This is a genomic window from Lacihabitans lacunae, from assembly GCF_042649125.1.
GTDB lineage: Bacteria > Bacteroidota > Bacteroidia > Cytophagales > Spirosomataceae > Leadbetterella > Leadbetterella lacunae.
In genome coordinates this window covers 2,547,748-2,569,878 of record NZ_JBHRYQ010000001.1, presented here as the reverse complement: position 1 = coordinate 2,569,878, position 22,131 = coordinate 2,547,748, and the positions used below count along the sequence as shown (strand labels likewise).

Annotated in this window: 16 protein-coding genes; 10 read left to right on the top strand and 6 right to left on the bottom strand. The window is 38.5% G+C overall.

The window, feature by feature from the left end; translation table 11 throughout:
* Nucleotides 1-10: 10 nt before the first annotated feature.
* From ACFOOI_RS11185 to ACFOOI_RS11160, 6 genes are all read left to right on the top strand, one after another.
* Entirely contained in the window at nt 11-301 is a 291-nt protein-coding gene (locus tag ACFOOI_RS11185; protein ID WP_379838037.1) for a YciI family protein, read from the top strand.
* Nucleotides 301-1,341: a bifunctional diaminohydroxyphosphoribosylaminopyrimidine deaminase/5-amino-6-(5-phosphoribosylamino)uracil reductase RibD gene (gene ribD, locus ACFOOI_RS11180; protein WP_379838036.1), complete on the top strand. Its 1,041-nt coding sequence runs from the start codon at nt 301-303 to the stop codon at nt 1,339-1,341. Before ACFOOI_RS11185 ends, ribD begins: the two co-directional genes overlap by 1 nt.
* 153 nt (nt 1,342-1,494) lie before the next feature.
* Nucleotides 1,495-2,046 carry an RNA polymerase sigma factor gene (locus ACFOOI_RS11175; protein ID WP_379838034.1) on the top strand — a complete coding sequence of 184 codons (552 nt, stop codon included), beginning with the start codon at nt 1,495-1,497 and terminating at the stop codon, nt 2,044-2,046.
* A 12-nt stretch (nt 2,047-2,058) separates the two neighbouring features.
* Nucleotides 2,059-3,570, top strand: a complete 1,512-nt coding sequence (locus ACFOOI_RS11170) for a hypothetical protein (RefSeq protein WP_379838033.1) — start codon at nt 2,059-2,061, stop codon at nt 3,568-3,570.
* A 182-nt stretch (nt 3,571-3,752) separates the two neighbouring features.
* Nucleotides 3,753-4,634, top strand: a complete 882-nt coding sequence (locus ACFOOI_RS11165; protein ID WP_379838031.1) for a restriction endonuclease — start codon at nt 3,753-3,755, stop codon at nt 4,632-4,634.
* A gap of 12 nt (nt 4,635-4,646) precedes the next feature.
* A complete protein-coding gene (locus tag ACFOOI_RS11160) occupies nt 4,647-5,294 on the top strand; it encodes an alpha/beta hydrolase (RefSeq protein WP_379838029.1) in 648 nt (215 codons plus the stop codon).
* Between the two features lie 165 nt (nt 5,295-5,459).
* Here ACFOOI_RS11160 and ACFOOI_RS11155 read toward each other — a convergent pair whose 3' ends face one another.
* A complete protein-coding gene (locus tag ACFOOI_RS11155) occupies nt 5,460-6,476 on the bottom strand; it encodes a DUF4097 family beta strand repeat-containing protein (protein ID WP_379838027.1) in 1,017 nt (338 codons plus the stop codon).
* Between the two features lie 363 nt (nt 6,477-6,839).
* Between ACFOOI_RS11155 and ilvA the strand changes: the two genes are divergently transcribed.
* Nucleotides 6,840-8,090, top strand: a complete 1,251-nt coding sequence (gene ilvA, locus ACFOOI_RS11150; protein ID WP_379838025.1) for a threonine ammonia-lyase — start codon at nt 6,840-6,842, stop codon at nt 8,088-8,090.
* A gap of 182 nt (nt 8,091-8,272) precedes the next feature.
* Here ilvA and ACFOOI_RS11145 read toward each other — a convergent pair whose 3' ends face one another.
* A complete protein-coding gene (locus tag ACFOOI_RS11145) occupies nt 8,273-11,212 on the bottom strand; it encodes a DEAD/DEAH box helicase (RefSeq protein ID WP_379838024.1) in 2,940 nt (979 codons plus the stop codon).
* Nucleotides 11,213-11,472: 260 nt separating this feature from the next.
* Between ACFOOI_RS11145 and ACFOOI_RS11140 the strand changes: the two genes are divergently transcribed.
* The gene (locus ACFOOI_RS11140) at nt 11,473-12,291 is read left to right on the top strand and encodes an enoyl-ACP reductase FabI (RefSeq protein ID WP_379838022.1); all 819 of its coding nucleotides are present in this window, start codon (nt 11,473-11,475) and stop codon (nt 12,289-12,291) included.
* A gap of 173 nt (nt 12,292-12,464) precedes the next feature.
* Here ACFOOI_RS11140 and ACFOOI_RS11135 read toward each other — a convergent pair whose 3' ends face one another.
* Nucleotides 12,465-13,388: a fasciclin domain-containing protein gene (locus ACFOOI_RS11135; RefSeq protein WP_379838020.1), complete on the bottom strand. Its 924-nt coding sequence runs from the start codon at nt 13,386-13,388 to the stop codon at nt 12,465-12,467.
* Between the two features lie 1,002 nt (nt 13,389-14,390).
* Between ACFOOI_RS11135 and ACFOOI_RS11130 the strand changes: the two genes are divergently transcribed.
* Nucleotides 14,391-15,989 (top strand): hypothetical protein, encoded by a 1,599-nt coding sequence (locus ACFOOI_RS11130; protein WP_379838018.1) that lies wholly within the window; start codon nt 14,391-14,393, stop codon nt 15,987-15,989.
* 90 nt (nt 15,990-16,079) lie between these two features.
* Entirely contained in the window at nt 16,080-16,295 is a 216-nt protein-coding gene (locus ACFOOI_RS11125) for a DUF4177 domain-containing protein (protein WP_379838016.1), read from the top strand.
* A gap of 60 nt (nt 16,296-16,355) precedes the next feature.
* Here the strand turns inward: ACFOOI_RS11125 and purL are convergent, their stop codons facing one another.
* The 3 genes from purL to ACFOOI_RS11110 form a co-directional block, all read right to left on the bottom strand.
* Nucleotides 16,356-20,039, bottom strand: coding sequence for a phosphoribosylformylglycinamidine synthase (gene purL, locus ACFOOI_RS11120; protein WP_379838014.1), 3,684 nt, complete (start codon nt 20,037-20,039; stop codon nt 16,356-16,358).
* A gap of 171 nt (nt 20,040-20,210) precedes the next feature.
* Nucleotides 20,211-21,419 carry a dipeptidase gene (locus ACFOOI_RS11115; protein WP_379838012.1) on the bottom strand — a complete coding sequence of 403 codons (1,209 nt, stop codon included), beginning with the start codon at nt 21,417-21,419 and terminating at the stop codon, nt 20,211-20,213.
* Between the two features lie 129 nt (nt 21,420-21,548).
* A complete protein-coding gene (locus ACFOOI_RS11110) occupies nt 21,549-22,070 on the bottom strand; it encodes a hypothetical protein (RefSeq protein WP_379838010.1) in 522 nt (173 codons plus the stop codon).
* Nucleotides 22,071-22,131 lie beyond the last annotated feature (61 nt).

Genomic DNA, 22,131 nt, shown 5'->3' with positions numbered 1-22,131 from the left:
CAAAATACACATGAAACAATATTTGATTTTTGCCAACGATGCCACCGACGAAAAAGCCCTAGAAAGAAGAATGGAAGTAAGGCCTAGGCACTTTGAATACATTAAAAAAATGAAGGCCAGCGGAAACTTCGTGATTGGCGGTGCTCAACTTTCGGAGGAAGAAACCATGAATGGTTCTGCTATAATTTTACAGTTTGAAACCGAAGCTGATCTGCAGCAATACCTTGCAAATGAACCCTACATATTAGAAGGTGTTTGGGGCGAATATAAAGTGATTCCATTTAAAGTAGCAGCTGTTTGATGATGGTAACTTCTCCCACTTTATATATGCAGCGGGCTCTAGACTTGGCCGGTTTGGCTATAGAGTCTGTAAGCCCCAATCCGATGGTGGGCTGTGTGATAGTGCATAATGGCGAGATAATAGGAGAAGGTTACCATGCCCAATATGGTGGACCCCATGCCGAGGTTAACGCCGTAAGTTCAGTTAGAGATAAATCTCTTTTAAATGAAAGCGAAGTCTATGTAACGCTAGAGCCCTGTTCGCATTTTGGCAAAACCCCACCTTGTGCAGATTTGCTTATAAAGCATCAAGTAAAAAAAGTGATTGTGTGTAACTTGGACCCCAATCCATTGGTTGCGGGCAAAGGGCTACAAAAGCTCCGAGATGCAGGCATAGATGTACAAGTTGGATTGCTTGAACAGGCCGGACTGGAGTTAAATAAGCGTTTTTTTAAAGCCATGCAAGCAGGTTTGCCTTTCGTGATTGTAAAATGGGCCGAAACCGCAGACGGGTTTGTAGCAAATGCTGACTATTCGCCTTTGGCTATTACAACCGCTACATCTAACCTGATTGTGCACAAGTGGAGGTCCGAAGAAGACGCTATTTTGGTAGGTAAGCACACGGTAGAAACCGATAACCCCAGTTTAAATGTCAGAAATTGGCCTGAGGGAAAAAATCCCGTTCGTGTAGTTTTAGATAGAAACAATTCACTTGGTGGAGACTTTAAGGTATTTGACCAAACTCAGAAAACCTTGGTTTATAACTTAGTTAAAGAGTCAGAAAAGGAAAATCTGCAGCATATTAAAATTAATGCGGATACTGAATTTTTACTAGCTGTTCTAAGAGATTTAAAAGCCAAAGGGATTCATTCTGTTTTTGTGGAAGGAGGACCGACTTTAATCAAGGCTTTTTTTGATGCAAAACTGGTAGATGAAGTTCGAGTGTTTAAAAATGATAAGGCTCTCAAAGATGGAATAGCAGCACCGCATGTGCCCGCGGGCTTTGTTTTAAAAGAAAACCACCAAATCATAAATGATAACCTCCGTATTTATCGGAAATAGATTTGGATTCGGTTTATAGGTTCAAAAACTTTATACAAACACCACTTTAAAAATTTCAACATTTTAATTTTACACACTTTCCAACCTTTTTTCGTTATTTTGAATCAGTTAAAATACCCTTTGAGCTAATAATTAGCTCCCTTATTTCAAGTTATGCGAGACGAAAAGCAAATAGTGAATGCCTGTATCCAGCAAGATCGGGTAGCACAGCGTCAGCTCTATGAGCTTGCCGCACCAAAGCTTTATGTCTTGGCCAAAAGGTACATGAAAAATGCCGACGAAGCTCAAGATGTGCTTCAAGACGCTTTTGTGAAGATTTTTGGTAATCTCGGTGGGTTTAGATTTGACTGCCCGCTGGAGGCTTGGATGAAACGGATTGTAATCAACACCGCACTCAAAGCCATTCAGAAAAACGGACAAATGTTTAAAACTGACATTGAAGATTACCATGGCGAATTGGGGGATACTCCGCACAACTTGGGTTTAGAAAACCTGAAAATGGAAACACTTTTGGGATATATACAAGACTTGCCTGACGGTTGTCAGACGATTTTTAACCTGTATGCCATTGAAGGGTTTAAGCACCATGAAATTGCGGATTTGTTACAGATTTCGGAGGGAACTTCTAAATCGCAGTTTTCGAGGGCACGCCAACTTTTGGTAGAAAAAATAAGGAAAGAAGAAATTTTAAGTGGACAAAAGTAAGGATTGAAATATATGGAATCTAATCATAAATCTTTCGAACAGCAGTGGCAAGAAGCTCTCAATGAGGCTTCTGAGACGCCGCCTGCTATGGTTTGGGAGAAAATAGAAGAAAAACTCGACCAAAAGAAGTCCAAGCGGGGCTTTGTGTTTTGGCTTGGACATAGAGGCGTGCAGGCCGGTTTGGCGGCTATGCTCATCTTGGCTTTGGCTGTATTTGTTGGGCCTGAATATTTTGGTGAAACAAAAGCTTCAAAAGAAGTTTTTGCTTCAAATGCAAATGACAAAAACGCTAAACTTGAACCGAAAGAATTAGGGAATACTATTAAAACAGAGCAATTGGCCGCTAATGAAGCCATTGCTTTAGACAAATTAAAAGACGAATCAATTTCAAAAACTGCAAAAGGAAGCATTTCATTCAAGCAAAAAATAAGAAACGAAATTTCTACTGTAGGCCAGGTGGCTGCCCTGAGAAATGATAAATCAGTAATAGGAAATCCTGATAACTCAGGAATTGGAGTAGCAGAAGCAAATTTGCCTTTGGCAAATAGCCGCATGCTTTTTGGTTCTCAGGCCATTGCTACAAATAACCAAAAGCGGCTACAAACAAAAGTTGAATACATGGCATCTTTGCCATTTGACCCGTTTGGTTCTCGGTTTGTAAACAAACGATCTAAATTGGAATATTACGACCTCAAAGAAGATGCAGAGGTCAATGAAGTGGTGAAACAAAAAATCTACTTAGGTTTTCAGTCGGGTGTGGCTCCTTTTAACCCAAACTACGCTTCGTCTAACTTCAGAGGAGAAGCACTTTCTGCTTCTAGAGGAGATCAGTCGACTGCATTTACCAATAAATCTGCTGACGTGGCAGATAATATGGGAATTACGGGACAGGGAATTAGCAATAATGTACTTCCCAATGCCTTACCAAATAGTAGTTTTCAAAACGGCCGTTCGCTTAACTTGGGCTTTTCGGTTGGGAAAAAGATATTTAAAAAACTGGGCTTTGAGTCTGGTTTGAGGTTGCTTAGGGGGAGTTCTACCCTAAACTCAAACGTATATGCCGTAAATAACGAAACTGGTGAAGTTAGGTCATTTTTTGAGACTAATTATTTAAGTAATGCTGCGGTAAATACCAATACGATTATATCGGTCCAGTCTTCGGATAGGCAGTTATATAATTATCTTAATGTTCCTTTTCAGTTGACCTATGCCATTCCTATTTTGCCAGTTTTAGAAGTAGAGGTGCTGGCAGGCGTATCTACCGATTTGTTTTTACAGAGCAGAATCAACAATTCGAGTAGCATGGAGCAATCACTAAATGCTCAGAATTCAAAATTTAATGCCCTGAACTTAAGTGGCTTAGAAGGTCTAAGGCTTAACTATGCCGTAAGTAGAAACTGGGAGCTTAACTTTGGAGCCGGATATCAGCATGCCTTGTTTTCAGGCTTAGACAATGGCAGCCCGCTAAGTTTTAAACCCCGAATGTTTGGAGCCAACTATGGCGTAAAATATAAGTTGCATTGATAATTTGTTTTAGATGTTTAAGCACAAAGAAGCCGCCATTTGGTGGCTTTTTTGTTGCCTTTTTCGCTTGTTTTTACCGATAAATAACAAGTTGGGATGTTTGAGATTTTTTTGTTTGAAATGGGTTAGTTTTGGGGGATAGTTTTAGTGGCACTTCTTTTTAATCTAATTATTTTTTTCAAATGGAAATCCCAAAGTTTCATCAGACATTTACTCCAATATTGACCGTTTTGAGTGATGGAGAAGTTATGCATCACAGAGAAATGAGTCAATTGGTGGTGGATAGGTTTTATTCTAAACTAACAAAAGAACAACTTGAAGAAAAGACCAAAAGTGGCGACTTATTAATTTTTAATAGGATAGCATGGGGGAAGTCTTATTTGAAAAAAGGCGGTTATATTCAGTTTCCCAAAAGAGGTTTGGTTCAAATAACTGAAAAAGGTAAAATCTCTATTTCAAAAAATTTGTCTCTAAATGATGTAGAAAATACCGAAGATTTTTTGGAGTTTTATAATGAAGAAAACGATAAAGTAATTGCTCCTAAAACTTATATTGAGAATGCATCCCCACAAGACTTAATAGATGCTGGTTTTGAACAGATTGAATCTGAAGTTAAGATTGAATTATTGGATAAATTGAAAACAATTGATCCCTTTTATTTCGAAAGAGTGATTTTGATTTTATTGAAAAAAATGGGATATGGAGAATATCAAGAAACTTCTAAATCAGGAGATGGCGGAATAGACGGAATAATCAATGAAGATAAATTAGGCTTAAATAAAATTTATATACAAGCCAAAAGATATGGAGAAAGTAAGGTTAGAGAAAAAGATATCCGCAACTTTATTGGAGCAATGAGTGGCGATACACAGAAAGGTGTTTTTGTGACGACTTCAAGTTTTGATATTGGAGCAACTAAAAAAGCTCATGATGCTCATCATACCATTATATTGATTGATGGCCCTAAACTAGTAGAGTTAATGCATTTATATACAGTTGGTGTTCAAATAAAACAGACGTATGAAGTCAAAGAAATTGATAACGATTTCTTTGAAGATCAATAACAAACCCAAAAGTTGAAAACAGAAGTTTACGTATTTAGTGGCCTTGGTGCCGATTATCGAGTATTTCAAAATATAGAATTAAATGATTTTAACCTAAATCATATTTTGTGGATTCCACCACTAAATGATGAATCAATTGCGGCTTATGCAAAGAGATTGCTAAGTCAAATTAAAACGCCAAATCCTGTTTTAATAGGCCTGTCTTTTGGTGGAATTATGGCTGTAGAGGTGGCTAAAATCATTGAAGTCAATAAGGTGATTTTAATTTCTTCAATTAAAAGTAAGTATGAAATTCCGCCCTATTTTCGGCTTGCAGGTAAGTTTAAACTTCATCGGCTTTTGCCTACCAAATTCCTGAAAACTGCCAATTTTTTGAGCTATTGGTTTTTCGGAATAGAAACTAAAATAGATAAGCAGCTTTTAAAACAAATACTTTTTGATACCAATCCCCAATTTTTAAAATGGGCCATTAATGAAATTGTTATGTGGAAAAACGAAATAATATTGAATAATATATATCATATTCACGGTAACAATGACCACATTTTGCCCTCGCTCTATATTAAACCTGACGTTTTAATACCTAGGGGAGGCCATTTTATGATACTAAATAAAGCAGTACAAATAGAAGCAATATTAAATACCCACTTGAAACAATAATACCACAAATGCAACGAATAAACCGCCTAATCGTCGCAAAATATGCAACGATTAGGTGAAAATTAAAAATGGCCAAGCAAAACTGCTCAGCCATTTTCGTGAAATATTATATACAAACTGCTAAATAAGATGAATAAGTACTAAGAAAAATAAGTACTCCAAGTCTCAATCTACATAAACCGTTCCGCTACTTGCCGAAATCGTCACTGCGGTGCCGCCGCCATTCACGCGTCCTTTCACATAGCCTTTGTCTAGCGAGTTAGAAACTTCTTTAAGTTTGGCACTTTTTATTCTCGAACCCTTGATGTTTAAGTCCATTCCTTTGTTAAACGGCAAGTCTACGTGTATGTTTCCAGAGCTGGTTTTTAAAGTTAGTGTCTCTCCCAATGTTATGTCTTTTGCGTCAATGCCGCCCCCGCTTGTGGTAGCCGACAGGTTGCCTTTTATCATGTTTAGGTTTATGCCGCCACCCGAGGTCGCCACATCCAAGCCGCCGTCAGCATTGTCTACTCTTATGCTACCACCGCTTGTTTTTGCTACCACCTTGCCTTTCAGGTTTTTAAGGTTAAGTGAGCCGCCTGATGTCATCAGGTCTATATTGCCTTTGGCGTTTTCTACTTGTATGCTTCCGCCGCTCGTTTTCAGGTTTACGTCACCTTTTCCATTCATCAGCGATATCGATCCGCCCGAGGTTTTACCCATCACATTTCCTTTCAAATTCTCCAAAACCAAGCTGCCGCCGCTGGTCTTAAAGTCCAACTGCCCGTTTAGCCCCATCAAGCTTATAGACCCACCGCTGGTGATTGCATTTAAGTTTATTTCGCTCGGTACCTTTAATTCAAAACTTATCGAGAGGCTGTTTCTCCAATCCATTTTTCCTTTCGGTTTTGCCTCGCATATCAAAGTGTTATTTTCCACTGCTATTTTTAGGTCATATTGTTGAAGGCGATCCTCTATTTCAGACTTAGAAAGGCCATTTAAGCCGTTGTTGCCTTTTATTTTTACCTTTACAGTTGCGTTTTTGTCGGCCCCTCCCTCTACGTTTATGTGTCCGCCCGAGGTCTTGATATCCACTTTCATAAACGATTCCGCATTGAAAGTTTTCGTTTGGTAAGCAGCATCCTGTGCCAAGCACATCACCGTACTCAATAAGGCCAATAATAAAATATTTAGTTTTCTCATGTTTAATAGTTTTTTCCTAATAGATGCAAAAACTCTTCGAAAGTTGCACCCTACCATTAAAATACCCATTTTTTATTTAGAAACAGTGGCAATGTATTTTTTGGGCAGCCGGGCGGGCTTTCGCCACTCGCTCTTTGTGTACATGCTAAGGCATGCACACAAAGGAGCTCAAACAATGGCTCTATCCCTGCTGCTCATACTTTGTCTTAAATTTAATTATATCTCACAAACTCACATTCCTGATTTTTAAATAAAACCCAACGGACCATTCCGATAAGACATTTTTATTATTTTTAATCAAGCCTATTTATTACTTCGGCCATAAATTTTGTAGGTTTGTTATATAATTTCATCAAGACAATCATGACAAAAGCCATAGAACTCGAAAGCATCTATGCGGCGGCTACCATACTAAAAAATGTAGCCAACAAAACGCCCTTGCTATATAACACAAATCTCTCTGAGCGATACGGTGCCAACGTATACCTTAAGCGAGAAGATTTGCAAGTTGTGCGTTCATATAAAATCAGAGGAGCATACAATAAGATGGCCACGCTCACCAAAGAAGAATTGGAGAACGGCGTAGTATGTGCCAGTGCGGGCAATCACGCCCAGGGAGTGGCGTATGCCTGTAATAAAATCAAAGTGAAAGGCACTATTTTTATGCCCACTACTACACCCGCCCAAAAAATCAAGCAAGTGAAAATGTTTGGTAAAGAATGGGTAGAAGTAAAATTAATAGGTGACACCTACGACGACTCCTTCGATGCCGCCAAACTATTCATAGACCAAACCGGGGGCGTATTTGTACACCCATTTGACGATCCAGACGTAATCGCCGGCCAAGGAACCGTGGGTTTAGAGATATTTAAAGACGCTGACTTTAAGATAGATTATTTGCTTTTCGCCATCGGTGGTGGCGGTTTAGCAGCAGGTGTTAGCACGGTTTTTAAAGCCCTAAGTCCCAAAACGATATTAATAGGCGTAGAGCCCGAAGGTTCGCCCACCATGCAGGTGTCTATTGCCAACGGCAAAGTTACGCCGCTAGAACACATCGATAAATTTGTGGATGGGGCGGCCGTAAAACGAGCAGGCCAAATCACGTTTGAAATCGTGAAAGACAAACTTGACGAAATCAGGCTGATACCTGAAGGGAAGGTCTGCTCTACCATATTACAATTATATAACGAAGAGGCTATAGTAGCCGAGCCAGCAGGTGCACTTTCGGTATCGGCACTCGATGGGCTTAAAGACAAAATCAAGGGCAAAAACGTAGTCTGTATAATAGGAGGGGGCAATAACGACATCACCCGTACCGAAGAAATAAAAGAACGCTCATTGCTATATGAAGGACTGAAGCACTATTTTATCATCAAGTTTTTGCAGCGTTCTGGAGCCATGAAAGAGTTTTTGGAGGAAGTTTTAGGGCCTACGGTAGATATCGTATTTTTCGAATATTCTAAAAAAACAGCCCGTGAGCGGGGCCCGGCATTGGTGGGCATTGAACTTGCCAAAAAAGAAGAGTTTGCCGCCCTTTTGGAGCGAATGGAAAAAGCTAATGTGCAGTTTACCTACATAAACGATAAGCCAGATCTTTTTGAGTTTTTGATCTAAAAACTAAAACTCTAGTAAGAAATTTAGTTGTTGTCCATAAAAAAATGCCCCAAAAGGGGCATTTTGCATATTATGTATTTTCCAATTGTCTATGCATTCTAAATAAGGGGTAAAGCCCGATGTTTTTATTCAACAATCTAAAAAGGATGAAATTATTCTTGGCTTAAAATTTCATTTTGTTCTTAATCCAAAAGCGATAAAATGTCATCTGAGTTAAGCGATTTCATGAAGCCCTCTTCGTTAGTAATGAGGTCGTTAAATAGTTGTTTTTTTGTATTTTGAAGATCCAATATCTTCTCCTCAATCGTATTTTTTGTAATAAATTTATAGCTAAATACCGTGTTAGTTTGCCCAATTCGGTGAGCTCTATCTATCGCTTGGGCTTCTATAGCGGGGTTCCACCACGGGTCCAATATAAATACATATTCGGCCGCAGTAAGGTTTAGACCCACCCCGCCGGCTTTAAGTGATATCAAAAATACCTTTACGTCAGGGTTTGTCTGGAATTTATCTACCAAGTCTTGTCTGTTTTTGGTAGCTCCATCTAAGTAATAATACGGAATTTTGGCGTCGTCTAGTTTCTTTCGGATAAGCGTAAGATGCTTTACGTATTGGCTAAATACCAGGGTTTTGTATCCTTCTTCGGCCACATCTTGCAGTTTATAAAACACATCTTCGTCTTTGCCCGAGCCGCCTTCATAGTTTTCGTCTATCATGAGCGGGTTGTTGGCCAGCTGTCGTAGCTTGTTTAAGCCCTGCAGCACCATAATGTTCGACTTCTTGATGCCTTCTTTGCCTACTTCGTTTAGCAGCTGATTTCTAACATACGATTTCGTTTCTTCATAAATACGCTCTTGCTCGTCTGTCATTTGACAATACTGCACGGCCTCTATTTTTTCAGGTAAGTCTTTGGCTACTTGGGACTTGTGCCTGCGGAGCATAAACGGTTTTATTTTGGCGAAGAGCTTATGCAAGACTGCTTCGTCTTTTTGTTTTTCAATCTGATTTTGAAATTGATTCTTAAAATATGATGCCGATCCCAACAATCCTGGATTTACAAAACTCATCTGAGACCACAGGTCCGTGGTGCTGTTTTCGAGCGGAGTACCAGTCAATATCAACCTGTTTTGGGTATTTAACTTCATCACAGATTTAAATATAATGGAGGTAGAATTTTTTATTGCCTGCGATTCATCCAATATGGCGTAGTTAAATCTAAAGTTTTTGATAAAATCAATGTCTAACCTCAACACTCCATATGAACAAATAATAAGGTCGTAGGCACCAAAAAACTCGGTAGACTTAGCTCTATTTCCTCCAAAATGTATCAAAACCCGCATCAAAGGCGTAAATCTTTGGGCTTCTTTTTGCCAGTTGTAAATAAGTGAAGTGGGCATCACTAATAAACTCGGGGCGTCGGGTTTTTCTTCTTTTATTTTTTGTAAAAAAGCCAGCGTGGTTACGGTTTTTCCTAGTCCCATGTCATCTGCTAAGCAGCCGCCAAACTTAAAGTCTCTTAAGAAATGCAGCCAGTCGTATCCTGCTTTTTGGTAAGGTCTTAGTTCTCCTTTAAAGTGCTTAGGAAGCTCCACTTCGGCTATTTCTTCAAAGTTCTTTAGCGTCTGAAGTTTTCTGCTCATCATAGTCACCGCCAATCCTTGAACCTCGAGGTCATTTACCATGCCTATGTGCTGCTTATGCAGGGTAGGGTTTTCGTTATCGTCCATTTCGAGGTTCGAAAAAAGCTCCGAATACCGCACAAACCACTCTTTGGGTATTACGGCCATTTGGCCATTTGGCAACTCAAACTCTCTGATGTTATTCAAAATATACTTACGAAGTTTTACAAAAGGGATGCTGTAGTCGCCAAATTCTACGAGTGTATAAATGTCAAACCAGTCATTTTTTTCTTCTATTTTTAGTTCCAGTTTACTGTTTCCAAGAAAATACCTGACTTTGTTTTTTAGATTTTGAACTACCTCTAGTCCCGCCTGTTCTAAGCTATTTCTGTTGGCATGAAGCCAATCTAACACTTCATCTTTCGGTAGCGTTAATCGGCCATTTTTTAGGTTAAGACCCAGTTTTTTAACGGCTAACAGTACCTCTTTTTCACGGTCGAGGTCTTTTTTTACTTTATGAAAAACCCAACTGTCTTCTGATTTTTCGAGATTTACATAAGAGGGATTACTAAAATTGTCAAACCTAAACTCAAAAGAACCGTACTTAAACGAAAGGTCCACATACATTTTGGTTTCCTCCGCCTTATCAATTTGTATTTTTTTCTGGCTACCAAATAGTTCTTCTTGCTGCAAAAGTTGGTTTTCTATTTCGGTAATAATTAGCTGAGGTGAGCCTTCGTGCTCTTCGTTTATGATTTCAAAGCCCTTCGCAAAAACATTAAAATTGGCCACCAATGGCACTATGAATTTGTGATAGTAGGTATCTTCTATTTTTTTCGGAATAATGATGTTCGGCTTATTTAGAAAAGGTTTTATTTTTTTACCATCGGCATATTTATCAAACAGATACATTTTGTCTTCGAGTAGCATGGCTGCCGGAAGGTCATTGATAATGGTGGCATTTTTAAACTGAAATTTTACTTTGTCAGGGCCACACTTTATAATCGGGTAGTAGATGGTTTGCTCTTCTTGTCGTTCAAAATGAAAATACGCTTTGGCGGGCTCCTGCATTATTTGTATTTCTTTCCAGGTCGGTATGCCGTCATTGCTCATTATAAAAAATGACTTGGTCCTGATCTTCGAAAAAATCTCTTTTCGGTGATTGTCTAGGTAGCTTTCTATGGTCTCTTTGAGAAGTTTATCGCCTTTTTCAGAATCAAATACCCGGGTGAAAAACTCTTGGGGGGTTATTTTTCTGGTATTGAATTTTTTCAAAATAACATCTTGCTGAATATTGTCCATCAGTTTTACCAAATCAAAATCTAGCTGGTCAAGACCTGAAGCAAATTCCTTGATGTTTTTTGAAGAAACGTTTTGGGTTTGATAGGTGATTTCTCCTTTCGCATTGAGCTGAACTACATACGATTCCAGCAAATACCCCAAGTATTCGTGCTCAAAAAGGCTGTAAATTATTTTAAAGGGCTCGGCTGGAGAAACAAACATTTATTTTTTTGGCTACTTAAATTTAGAAAAACGGAATCAAAAATAAGGCTTTGAATCCGCTCTTCAAAGCAAAACTACGGGATGTGAATAACTTTTAATGTTTTTAACTTTATCTTAATTTTTCTGATTGGAAAAGGCGATTTTTTAGTTTTATTTAGTCTAAACTCGAAACAATTAGGCGGCTCTTAAATAATTACTTCGAAAAAAAATGATATTTTTGTCATCAGAATATTTTATTAACGATATCAAATCAATTTTTTATGGGATACGGATTACTTAAAGGTAAGAAGGGAATCATCTCTGGGGCATTAGACGAAAACTCTATCGCTTGGAAAGCTGCACTTAAAGCCAAAGAAGAAGGAGCAGAAATAATTTTGACAAATGCACCCATCGCGATGCGTATGGGAGAAATAAATAAATTGGCAGAAATGTGTGATGCCAAAATAGTTGCTGCTGACGCTACTGATGTGGCCGATTTAGAGAAACTTTACAGAGAAGCAATGGATACCTTCGGTGGTGGTGTAGACTTTGTGCTTCACTCAATCGGTATGTCTCCAAACATCCGTAAAGGAAAAGAGTATGGCGACCTTAACTACGATTGGTACATGAAGAGTATCGATGTATCAGCTTTGTCATTTCATAAGTTTATGGCCGTGGCTGAAAAGCTTGATGCCATTAACGAATGGGGCTCGGTAGTAGGCTTAAGCTATATTGCGGCTCAACGTACGTTTTCTTTCTACACTGACATGGCAGATGCTAAGGCGGTGCTTGAGTCTATCGGTAGAAGCTACGGATATCGTTATGGAAAAGCTAAAAATGTACGTGTAAATACTATTTCTCAGTCGCCTACAAAAACAACTGCCGGCACGGGCATTGGTGGTTTCAACGCGTTTTATGAGTATGCCGAAAAAATGTCTCCGCTAGGCAATGCCTCAGCTGAAGACTGTGCAAACTACATCATTTCGTTGTTCTCAGACTATACACGTATGGTTACTATGCAGAATTTATTCCACGACGGCGGATACTCTATGACGGGTATTTCAGCAGAAGTTTTGGATATGATTACGCCAGGAGAATAAGATTTAATCGTTCGATTTTATACAGAAAGCCATGCATTTTATGCGTGGCTTTTTTTGTTGGGTGAAATTATCATGCATTTCGTGCAATTAAGTTTTTTTTTAGACTTTTACTCAAAAAAAAGACCACCATTGGGTTTCCAATGGCAGTCTTTTTAGATTCTATTTACAAATACTTACGGCAATAAAACTTTGTCTATCACATGAATGACACCATTTGTGGCTAAAATGTTTGCTGAAGTTATAGTAGACGATCCACTACTTTTTCCTATCACTTTGGCACCTGCTGTCAAATCAAATTTCACTTTTTCAGTTGAGGCTGTCGCCACATCTCCGCTTACGTTGGGTAAGTCTGTAGAAAATACTCTGCCTGGTACTACGTGATACAGCAACACATTGGTCAAAAGTGTTTTATTTGAAGCAGCTAGCAAGGTGGACTTCGGGATTGTCTTGTACAGTTCGGTAAATGCCGCATTGGTTGGTGCAAATACCGTTAGTCCGTTTTGAGATGCCGTTGAAAGAGCCGTGGCTACTGCTGGGTCGGCTGCTAAAACCAAGGACACCAATTCCGAAAAGTTAGTATTGCCCGATGCTACTTGTACCAAGTTTTGACTCGGTGGCACTATCACATTGTCTATCACATGCACTACTCCGTTTGAAGCGTCAACATCAGTTGCAATAACTTTGATGTTTCCATTGATATACACACCACTTGAGTTCACTGATAGATAAATATTATTTGCACCGTTTAGCGTGGTAGCACTTCCGCTTTTTACACTTGCAGCTTTCACTTCCCCAGCTATAACGTGTGAAGTAAGTATGGGAGTGAGGGCCTCTTTGGTCAAACCATCTAAGCTTGTGATGCCCGCTTTAGCAAATGCCGCATTGTTAGGTGCAAAAACCGTAAATGGACCCGTGCCTTGTAGTGCTGAAACCAAATCTGCCTTGGTCAAAGCAGCCGTCAATGTAGAAAATTGGCTGTCTGAAGTGGCTACATCCACAATATTGTTAGTTTTCATTTCCTCTTCTTCACAAGAAGTTAAAGAAAAGCCTGCGATAAGTAGTGCAAACAATTGAAGCTTTAAATTTCTCTTTTTCATGATTGATATAAATTTGGTTTGTTTGGTGGTCTAATCTTTCGTTTTATCAAAATGTTTATTGACTTATCGTTTTTCTACCCCAAAAAACTGAATTCTAATAAAAATCTAATGTTGATGTTTTGTGATTTAGAGGGTTAATCTATGCACTAAATATGATTGTTTGATTCTGTTTAAAAGAGGTTTTTAGCTATTGGTATTGAGTAAAGGAAACTATATTTTTAAATTTATTTCTACTGTCAAACGGTTAATTCTTATTTTTTTAAAAACATAGCTTAAACCTACCATTGAAGCCATTTTTTAATCATTTTGAAAAACACCCCCTTTCATTTACTGTGTCGCCTGCCAGCGGGGCCTCCATTTTTTTTCGAAAAAAAAACGGAGCAAAAAAAACTGCACGGCAGCGGCCGACCGTCCTGCAAACTCGCACAATTAAAATTCTTATTGTCAAGGTTCTAATAAAAATATACTTCCCAAAAGAATTTTAACAGTGCTCAAACAGTGCAGGGCGATGTAAAGATATATTTTCTATTTTTTTATCCGTTTGACAGTAATTTTTTTCTAAGTCATTTAGCTTCTGCAAAAGGTGCATATCATAGTTATAGATTGGAAATTATTCAAGTCTTATATTTTGATTTTTTAAGAGTTAAATGTTTGCTAATATCATTTTTAGAAATTAAATTACTTCACTAATATAACTTTTAAATGAAAAAAATCCAGCTCACTTTATTATTGATTTTCCTTTCTTTTAATCTTTTTTCACAAACAAAATCTATTGAGACTCCTCCTATTGAAAAAATCATTTTCGATACCAATAAAAAACAATACTTAGCGGGAGAAAACCTAGATTTGAGTTTCGAGATTTTAAATGCCAAATCACATGAGGCTTCTAATGTTTCAGTCCCGGTTTATGTAGAATTGGTTTCTCATAATATTGTAGTTCAACGCTGGGTGGTTAAAAATTTGGGACAGAAAAATAGCTATACGTTTACGTTGCCACCTGATTTGTTTTCTGACTATTATCAACTTAGGGTATATACCAAATGGTCTTTAAATTTTCAATTTGACCATGTTCCCACAAAAAACATTCTAATTCTATCAAGTTATTATCGGAATGAGATCACTCAAAAGTCTCAGCCTTTAAAAGTCAAAAATATAGATGTATTTGCCGAAAGTGGTAAAGCTCTTTATGGCAAAGAATGTAGGTTTTTGATTGAAATTAAAGACGAGTTCGGTAATTATACCGAAGCTAGTTTGCAACTAGTGACTGATAAAAATGAAGTTCTTAGGGAAATAGAAATCGGTCAAAATGGGATTGGGTATTTTTCATTTGTGCCTCAATTTAATCTCCAATATTTTTTGGTTTTGGAAAACAAAAAAGTCAAACTTGAAATATTAGAAACAGGTGTGATTTTAGCTGCAGATTATTTGCCTATTCAAAACCAATGGAGGGTTGTAATTCAAAAAAGTGAAGAATTGGAAAAACTATTTGTTTTAGCCCATTTGAGGGGAAATGTTTTCTTTCAAAAAGAACTTGATGCAAATACTGCTAGTACGGTATTCTACATCGAAAACGATTCGTTTCCTAAAGGAATAATAAATTTGGCTGTAATTAATGATAAAAATGAGGTTTTGAGTGAACGAGTACTTTCTAATTCGGTGGACTCACTTAATGCCATATTAGATAATGCTGAACTTGAAAAGCCAATTGTGAATACTGATAATCTGTATCTTAAAAATGTAGAATTGATTTCAAATCGGAATATATTGTTTAACTACCAAAATATATTCGGAAATAAAAAGATGATTTATGAAAATGAATTTGGGATTTGCTTTAAAGGGAAAGTTGCTGGTGACTTAAAAAAAGGAAAAGCTGACAAGTTAAAAATTAGCCTTGTTGTGAATCCATTACAAGATAGCCTTGGTAAGCAGTTTATCGTGGCTGAAACTGATAAAGAAGGTATGTTTGAGTTTAAAGATTTGGAATTTTATGGGGAAAATGAATTAAAATTAAAGTGTGTAGCGAAAGGGTCTGCGTATAATTTTAAAATAGAAGAAGATGTAACTCCGACGTTTTTGTCTCAAACAAGAAAAATTGATTGGTCTAAGTTTGATGTTACAAAAAAACAAAAAATTGATTCGGTTTATATTGAGATTTTAAAAGAATCAGAGAATAAGAAATCAATTTTGTTAAATGAAACCATAGTAAAAGCTAAGAAAATAGAGGGAGATAAAAACATTAAATTTAAGTCAGAGCCTTCGCAGGTAATATATAAAGATAAAATACAAAGGGTTAATAGATTTGATGATTTTTTTAGTCAATATATAAACAATAGACTGACTAAATACTATTTGCCTAAAGTGGTTTATTATTTGGACGATAATAGAGTAGAGACTAGCGACCAGATAACTATGGTATATAACTCAGCAATTGTTTATGCTGAAATTCATGATGGTGACGCAGACGCAAATATGGAAAATGCGAATATTTTAGTTCTTTTTTATACTGATCTTTCTAATAATCCTAAAGTATTAAAATATTTGGAAAAGTTAGATGAGGAGAAAAGTTATAGCTTTACAATGAATGGTTATTATTCGAAATAAATAAAACATTGATTTTTTGTCGGGAAGTCAACTTTCTAAGTTCTCTATCGGAAATATTTAAATCAAATAAATAAGTAAACCCTATATTTTATGAAATTCGAATACAAAATCTTAAATGTTTCTAGAGTACATCTAAACAAAGAGAGTTTTCAGTCAGAGTTTTTGGCTAAAATAAATGGTTTGGGGCAGGAGGGCTGGGAGTTGGCAAGCACAGAAGGCTTAAACACGTCCTCTTTTTTTTCTAAAGCTACAGATACCACAGATATCATGTTTGTATTTAAAAGACAAATTACCGACAGGTGGTAATGAAGCATAAAAAAAGGTGGAGCAAAAGCCCCACCTCACTATTTTCTAAGTCAGATACTCTTATTTGTTTTTGGCATCTATCCATGCTTTTGCATTTACGAAGCCTTCTAGCCACGGCGAAACCTCGTCATCAGCTCTATCTTTCGGATAGTGAGCCCAGTTCCATGGGAAAGTAGAACGCTCAATGTGTGGCATCATGACCAAGTGGCGGCCCGTGGCGTCGCACATCATGGCGGTGTTAAAATCCGATCCGTTTGGATTTGCAGGGTAGCTCTCGTAGCCATATTTACCTACTATATTATAATTCTCTTCGGCCTCAGGTAGGTTAAATTTACCTTCTCCGTGAGACACCCAAACGCCCAAAGTGGCTCCTTCCAGGGTAGAAAGCATCACGGAGTTGTTCTTCTGGATTTTTACCGAAGTAAATATGCTCTCGTGTTTGTGCGATTCGTTGTGGAGCATTTTGCCATGCACTTTGTGCTCGGGGTTTATTAGCTCCAACTCCATAAATAATTGGCAACCATTACAGATTCCTACCGACAAAGTATCGGGTCTTTTAAAGAAGTTTTTCAGTGCGGTGTTGGCTTTCTCGTTGTACAAAAACGCTCCGGCCCAACCTTTGGCCGAACCCAACACGTCTGAGTTTGAGAATCCGCCTACGGCTCCAATAAACTGTATATCTTCCAATGTCTCGCGGCCCGTTATTAAGTCGGTCATGTGAACGTCTTTTACATCAAAACCAGCCAGATACATGGCGTTTGCCATCTCTCTTTCTGAGTTACTTCCTTTTTCTCTGATGATGGCCGCTTTTGGTCTGCTTTTGCTTGTAAGCGGCTTTTTGCCATCAAACTGAGCAGGGAAAGCATAAGTCAATGCTATATTTTTGTAATTATTAAAACGCTCGGTTGCAGTTTCGTTTTTACTTTGTTTTTTATCTAATAAATACGAAGTTTTAAACCACGTATCACGAAGGCTCGGAATATCAAAACTTAGGCTTTCTGTACCGTTTTTAACGGTTACTGTACTTTCAGAAGTAACCTTACCGATTTTAATTAGTGAAATGCCTTGTGCTGCAAATAGTGGACTTACGTCTTCTTTTGCTTGGAAAACGATGCTGATATTTTCATTGAAAAGTGCTTTTACAAAGTCTACTTCATTTAGGCCACTAAGGTCAAGATCTGCACCAAGGTTTACATCTGCAAAACACATTTCTAACAAGGTGGTGATAAGTCCACCGCTGCCTACGTCGTGACCTGCTTCTATTTTTTCAGCTTTGATAAGGTCTTGAACCAAATTAAACGCAGTTTTGAAATATGCCGCGTCAGTTACCGTAGGCACATCTGTACCTATTTTGTTTAGTATTTGTGCAAATGAGCTACCGCCTAACTTCAGGGCATCATTCGAAAGGTTTAAATAATAAATGTCTCCACCATTTTTTTGTAAAACGGGTTCTACTACTTTCGTTATGTCTGAGCAATTTCCTCCCGCTGAAATAATTACCGTTCCAGGAGCTATAACCTCTTCATTCGGGTATTTTTGTTTCATCGAAAGCGAATCTTTTCCCGTTGGTATGTTTATTCCTAAGGCAATCGCAAAGTCAGAACATCCTTCTACAGCCTCGTAAAGTTTGGCATCTTCGCCTTCGTTTTTACAGGCCCACATCCAGTTTGCCGAAAGTGAAACTGATTTTAAGCCGTCTTTTAGCGGAGCCCAAATAATGTTAGAAAGCGACTCGCCAATAGCGTTTCGTGAACCAGCAACCGGGTCTACCAAGGCGGCCACAGGCGAATGCCCGATAGAGGTAGCGATTCCTTCTTTTCCTTTAAAATCTAAGGCCATAACGCCCACATTGTTTAGCGGCAATTGTAGCGGTCCGGCACATTGCTGTTTGGCTACTCGGCCACCCACACAGCGGTCTACTTTGTTTGTGAGCCAGTCTTTACATGCCACGGCCTCAATTTGTAGCACTTGGTTTAGATATTCAACTATTTTATCGCTGCTATAACTTAGGTCTGTGTATGGTCTGTTTATGGTTTTATCGTCCATGATAGTTTTTGGCGAGCTGCCAAACATGTCAGATATCGCAAAATCCATTGGAGTGGCTCCTGTGGTTTTTGACTGAAATGTAAACCTATTATTTCCGGTAACTTCGCCCACTGTATACATAGGAGAGCGTTCTCTGTCTGCTATTTTTTGCAGGGTATCCAAGTCTTTTTGGCCAATCACAAGTCCCATACGCTCTTGTGATTCGTTTCCTATTATTTCTTTTGCCGAAAGCGTAGGGTCACCTACAGGCAGTTTGTCGAGATCTATCAGTCCGCCAGTTTCTTCTACCAATTCAGAAAGGCAGTTTAAGTGCCCACCTGCACCGTGGTCGTGGATAGAAACAATTGGATTTTCTTCGCTTTCTACCAAGCCCCTTATGGCGTTAGCCGCTCTTTTTTGCATTTCAGGGTTTGATCGCTGAATAGCGTTTAGTGTAATGCTTGAGCCAAAAGCTCCCGTGTCAGCAGATGAAACCGCAGCTCCACCCATACCAATGCGGTAGTTTTCACCACCCAATATTACCACTTGGTCCCCTTTGCTTGGGGTAGCTTTTTGTGCTTGAGAGGCTTTTCCATAACCAATTCCGCCGGCAAGCATTATCACTTTGTCAAAGCCTAGTTTTCTAGCGTCTTCTTCATGTTCAAAAGTCAGAAGGGAACCTGTGATTAAGGGCTGTCCAAATTTGTTACCAAAATCAGAGGCTCCGTTTGATGCTTTTATCAAAATATCCATGGGCGTTTGGTATAGCCACGGTCTTTCTGCTACGCCATTTTCCCAAGGTCGGTTTGCCTCTAATCTACTGTATGAGGTCATGTAAACTGCAGTTCCGGCCAATGGCAACGAACCTTGCCCACCCGCAAGTCTGTCTCTGATTTCTCCACCTGAACCCGTAGCAGCACCGTTAAATGGCTCTACCGTGGTAGGGAAATTATGCGTTTCGGCTTTTAATGAAATAACCGATTCAAATTCTTTTTCAGCATAAAAATCAGGCTTTTCAGCCGACAAAGGAGCAAACTGTGTAACCACAGGCCCTTTTATGAAGGCTACATTGTCTTTATATGCCGAAACTATATCGTTCGGGTTTTCTATCGATGTTTTTTTGATAAGTTTAAAAAGCGAACTTGGCTTTTCTTGTCCGTCAATTACAAAAACACCGTTGAATATTTTATGTCTACAGTGCTCTGAGTTTACCTGCGAAAACCCGAAAACTTCGGAGTCTGTTAGGTTTCTATTTAGTTTTTTAGCCAAATCAACCAAGTATTGAACTTCGTCATCGCTAAGCGAAAGCCCTTCACTTTTATTATATGCGGCTATGTTTTCTATTTGCTTAATGGGCTCCGGCTTAACTTCGATGGTATATATCTTTTGGTCCAAAACGCTATATTTTTGAGATAGCATCGGGTCAAAATCTGTGAAGTCGCTGTCTACAAGTTTAAATTCCTCGATTCTGATTATGCCAGAAATGCCCATATTTTGGGTTATTTCTACAGCATTGGTGCTCCATGGGGTTATCATGGCTGCTCTTGGCCCCACAAAAAACTGCTCTAGGCTAGCCTCTTGGGAGTTTGTAAGCGTCAGCTCATGGTCTTCGGCACTGTTAAATAGCCAATATAGTTTAGGTAGGTCTTCTTTTGAAATAAGGTTTTCTGTTTGAACCGCAAAAACAGTGTTGGACTTGCCGCCGAAGAAATGAATCATTGGAAAAGTGATTTTTTTGATAGTTTTGAAAGTGCAAATTTAATTTAATTGTCTGAGGAAAAGGAGAAAAATATGAGGGAATTGTGTCTTAATTTGGGAATTGTTCAAAAAAAAGAGTTTGACTAAAATAGCCAAACTCGATTCTGTGATTTTTTGAAATTTATAAACAGCTTACATTTCTGCTGCCTTTAATACTTTATTCCATACTCTAAAGAGGTTGCCTGAGCATATTTTCTCTATTTCGGTGTCTTTGTATCCTCTTTTTAGCAGCTCCGCAATTAGGTTTGGGTAATCTGAAACATCTTTTAAACCCGTCGGAAGGCTGTCGCCCACACCGTCAAAATCAGAGCCCATACCTACGTGGTCTATGCCCGCAAGTTTTACAATGTGGTCAATGTGGTCAGCCACCATCGGGATGTCTGAAAAAGCTTGTTTGTTGTTTTCAAAAAACGCCGCCATTATTGGTTTTGCTGCTTCGTCCCTTGGTTTTAGTCCTTTTTTGTCAAGTTCGGCCATTATCTCTTTTTGTAGTTCCTTGCGGTAGTCAGCCACTTTCCCATCTAAAAAAGTAGAACCAAAGTTGACCATTATTACCCCGCCATTTTTTTTCATGGCCTTAATCATGTCGTCTGACATATTTCGTTCAAAACCAGGTGTAAACTTCCTCGCTGACGAGTGAGAGGCAATTACGGGTACGCTTGTAAGCCCTATAACTTGGTAAAACGAATCGTCTGAAATATGCGAAACGTCTATCATGACGCCTTGCTTAATCATTTCTTTTACCATGTCTTTTCCGAAGGGACTCAGGCCTTTCCAAGTGTGGGTGGTGTCATAACTTGAGTCGCATATCAGGTTGTCTTTAGCGTGTGTAAGCGTAATGTAGCTAATGCCTTTTTTGCGGTATTTGCCCACATCGCTTATGTTAATTATCGGGGAGCCGTTTTCCATCCCCATGGGCAAGGCTACTTTTCCTTTGCTAAATATGGTCTTAATTTCTGCTGGGGTTTTGGCTACTTCGAAATACTCACTTTTTTGGTCTGCTATGAAGTTGACCATGTTTATCAGTGAGTCTGCCAGCTGCTGAGCGGCTTTGGGTTCGTATGAAGACGGAATGTAAATCGACATGAAAGGGGCGTCTAATCCGCCCTTTTTGGCTCTTTTATAATCAAAATCTCCATCTTGACTTTCTACAGGTATGCCTGTATACTCTTTGTCGAGTCTAAAGTTTTTGACTTTTAGCCTAAATGGCAAGTCAACATGACCGTCCGTCATGATGTATTTGTGAGCTAATTGGTCGGCTTTTTGGTTGAGGTCAGTTGTTTGTGACACTTTGCAAGAGCAAACAGCCACACAACTTAAAGAAATAAGGAGTTTTTTCATGGTTTGAGAGAATGAAGTTAAAAGGTAAACGGGTTTGAATTAGTGTATTGAACTAAACAAATATAATTATTTACCCAGAAGAAAAAAGTGTGGTGCTCTACAAACTTAGAATATTACAAGACAAAGTTTTTAAAATTCTTTAATGATTACCGGGTCAGTTTCGGTTGTGTTACTGACATTTCCGGCTCTGTCTTTGATATAAATTTCAAACTTAACGGTGTCTTTTTTGAATGGCCAAAACGCAGTTTCTATCTGAATTCTATAACTGAGTTTTCCTTCTATAGGTCCTATTTTGTCGTCTGTTTTTAGTCTTGGGAAAAAACCAGAAAGGGTTTCCTCAGGCTTGAATTCGGTAAATTTGCCATTTTTACTTCGTAGAGATTTGATTACAAAGTTGTAGTCAGTTCTCGGAATTATGGAGCCAATCTCTTCGGTGTTGTAACCCAAGTCGCCATCGCCGTCTTTGAAATTTATGCTTACGATAATCGAATCTTTTCTCGCTCCTGTAAACTGGTCGAGTCGCATATCTTTGGTTATAGAGGCAAAGGAGATTTCGGGTGTCATCGAAAAATTGGGCTCTTTGTAGCAAGAACTCAACATGGTAGCACCTACAATTAAAAAAATCAAAGCTTTTGCTGTATTTTTAAACATTCTCACGGTCTAAAACTTATTTTTGTAAAAATAATTAAAATCAAAGAATTTGTCTCATCAA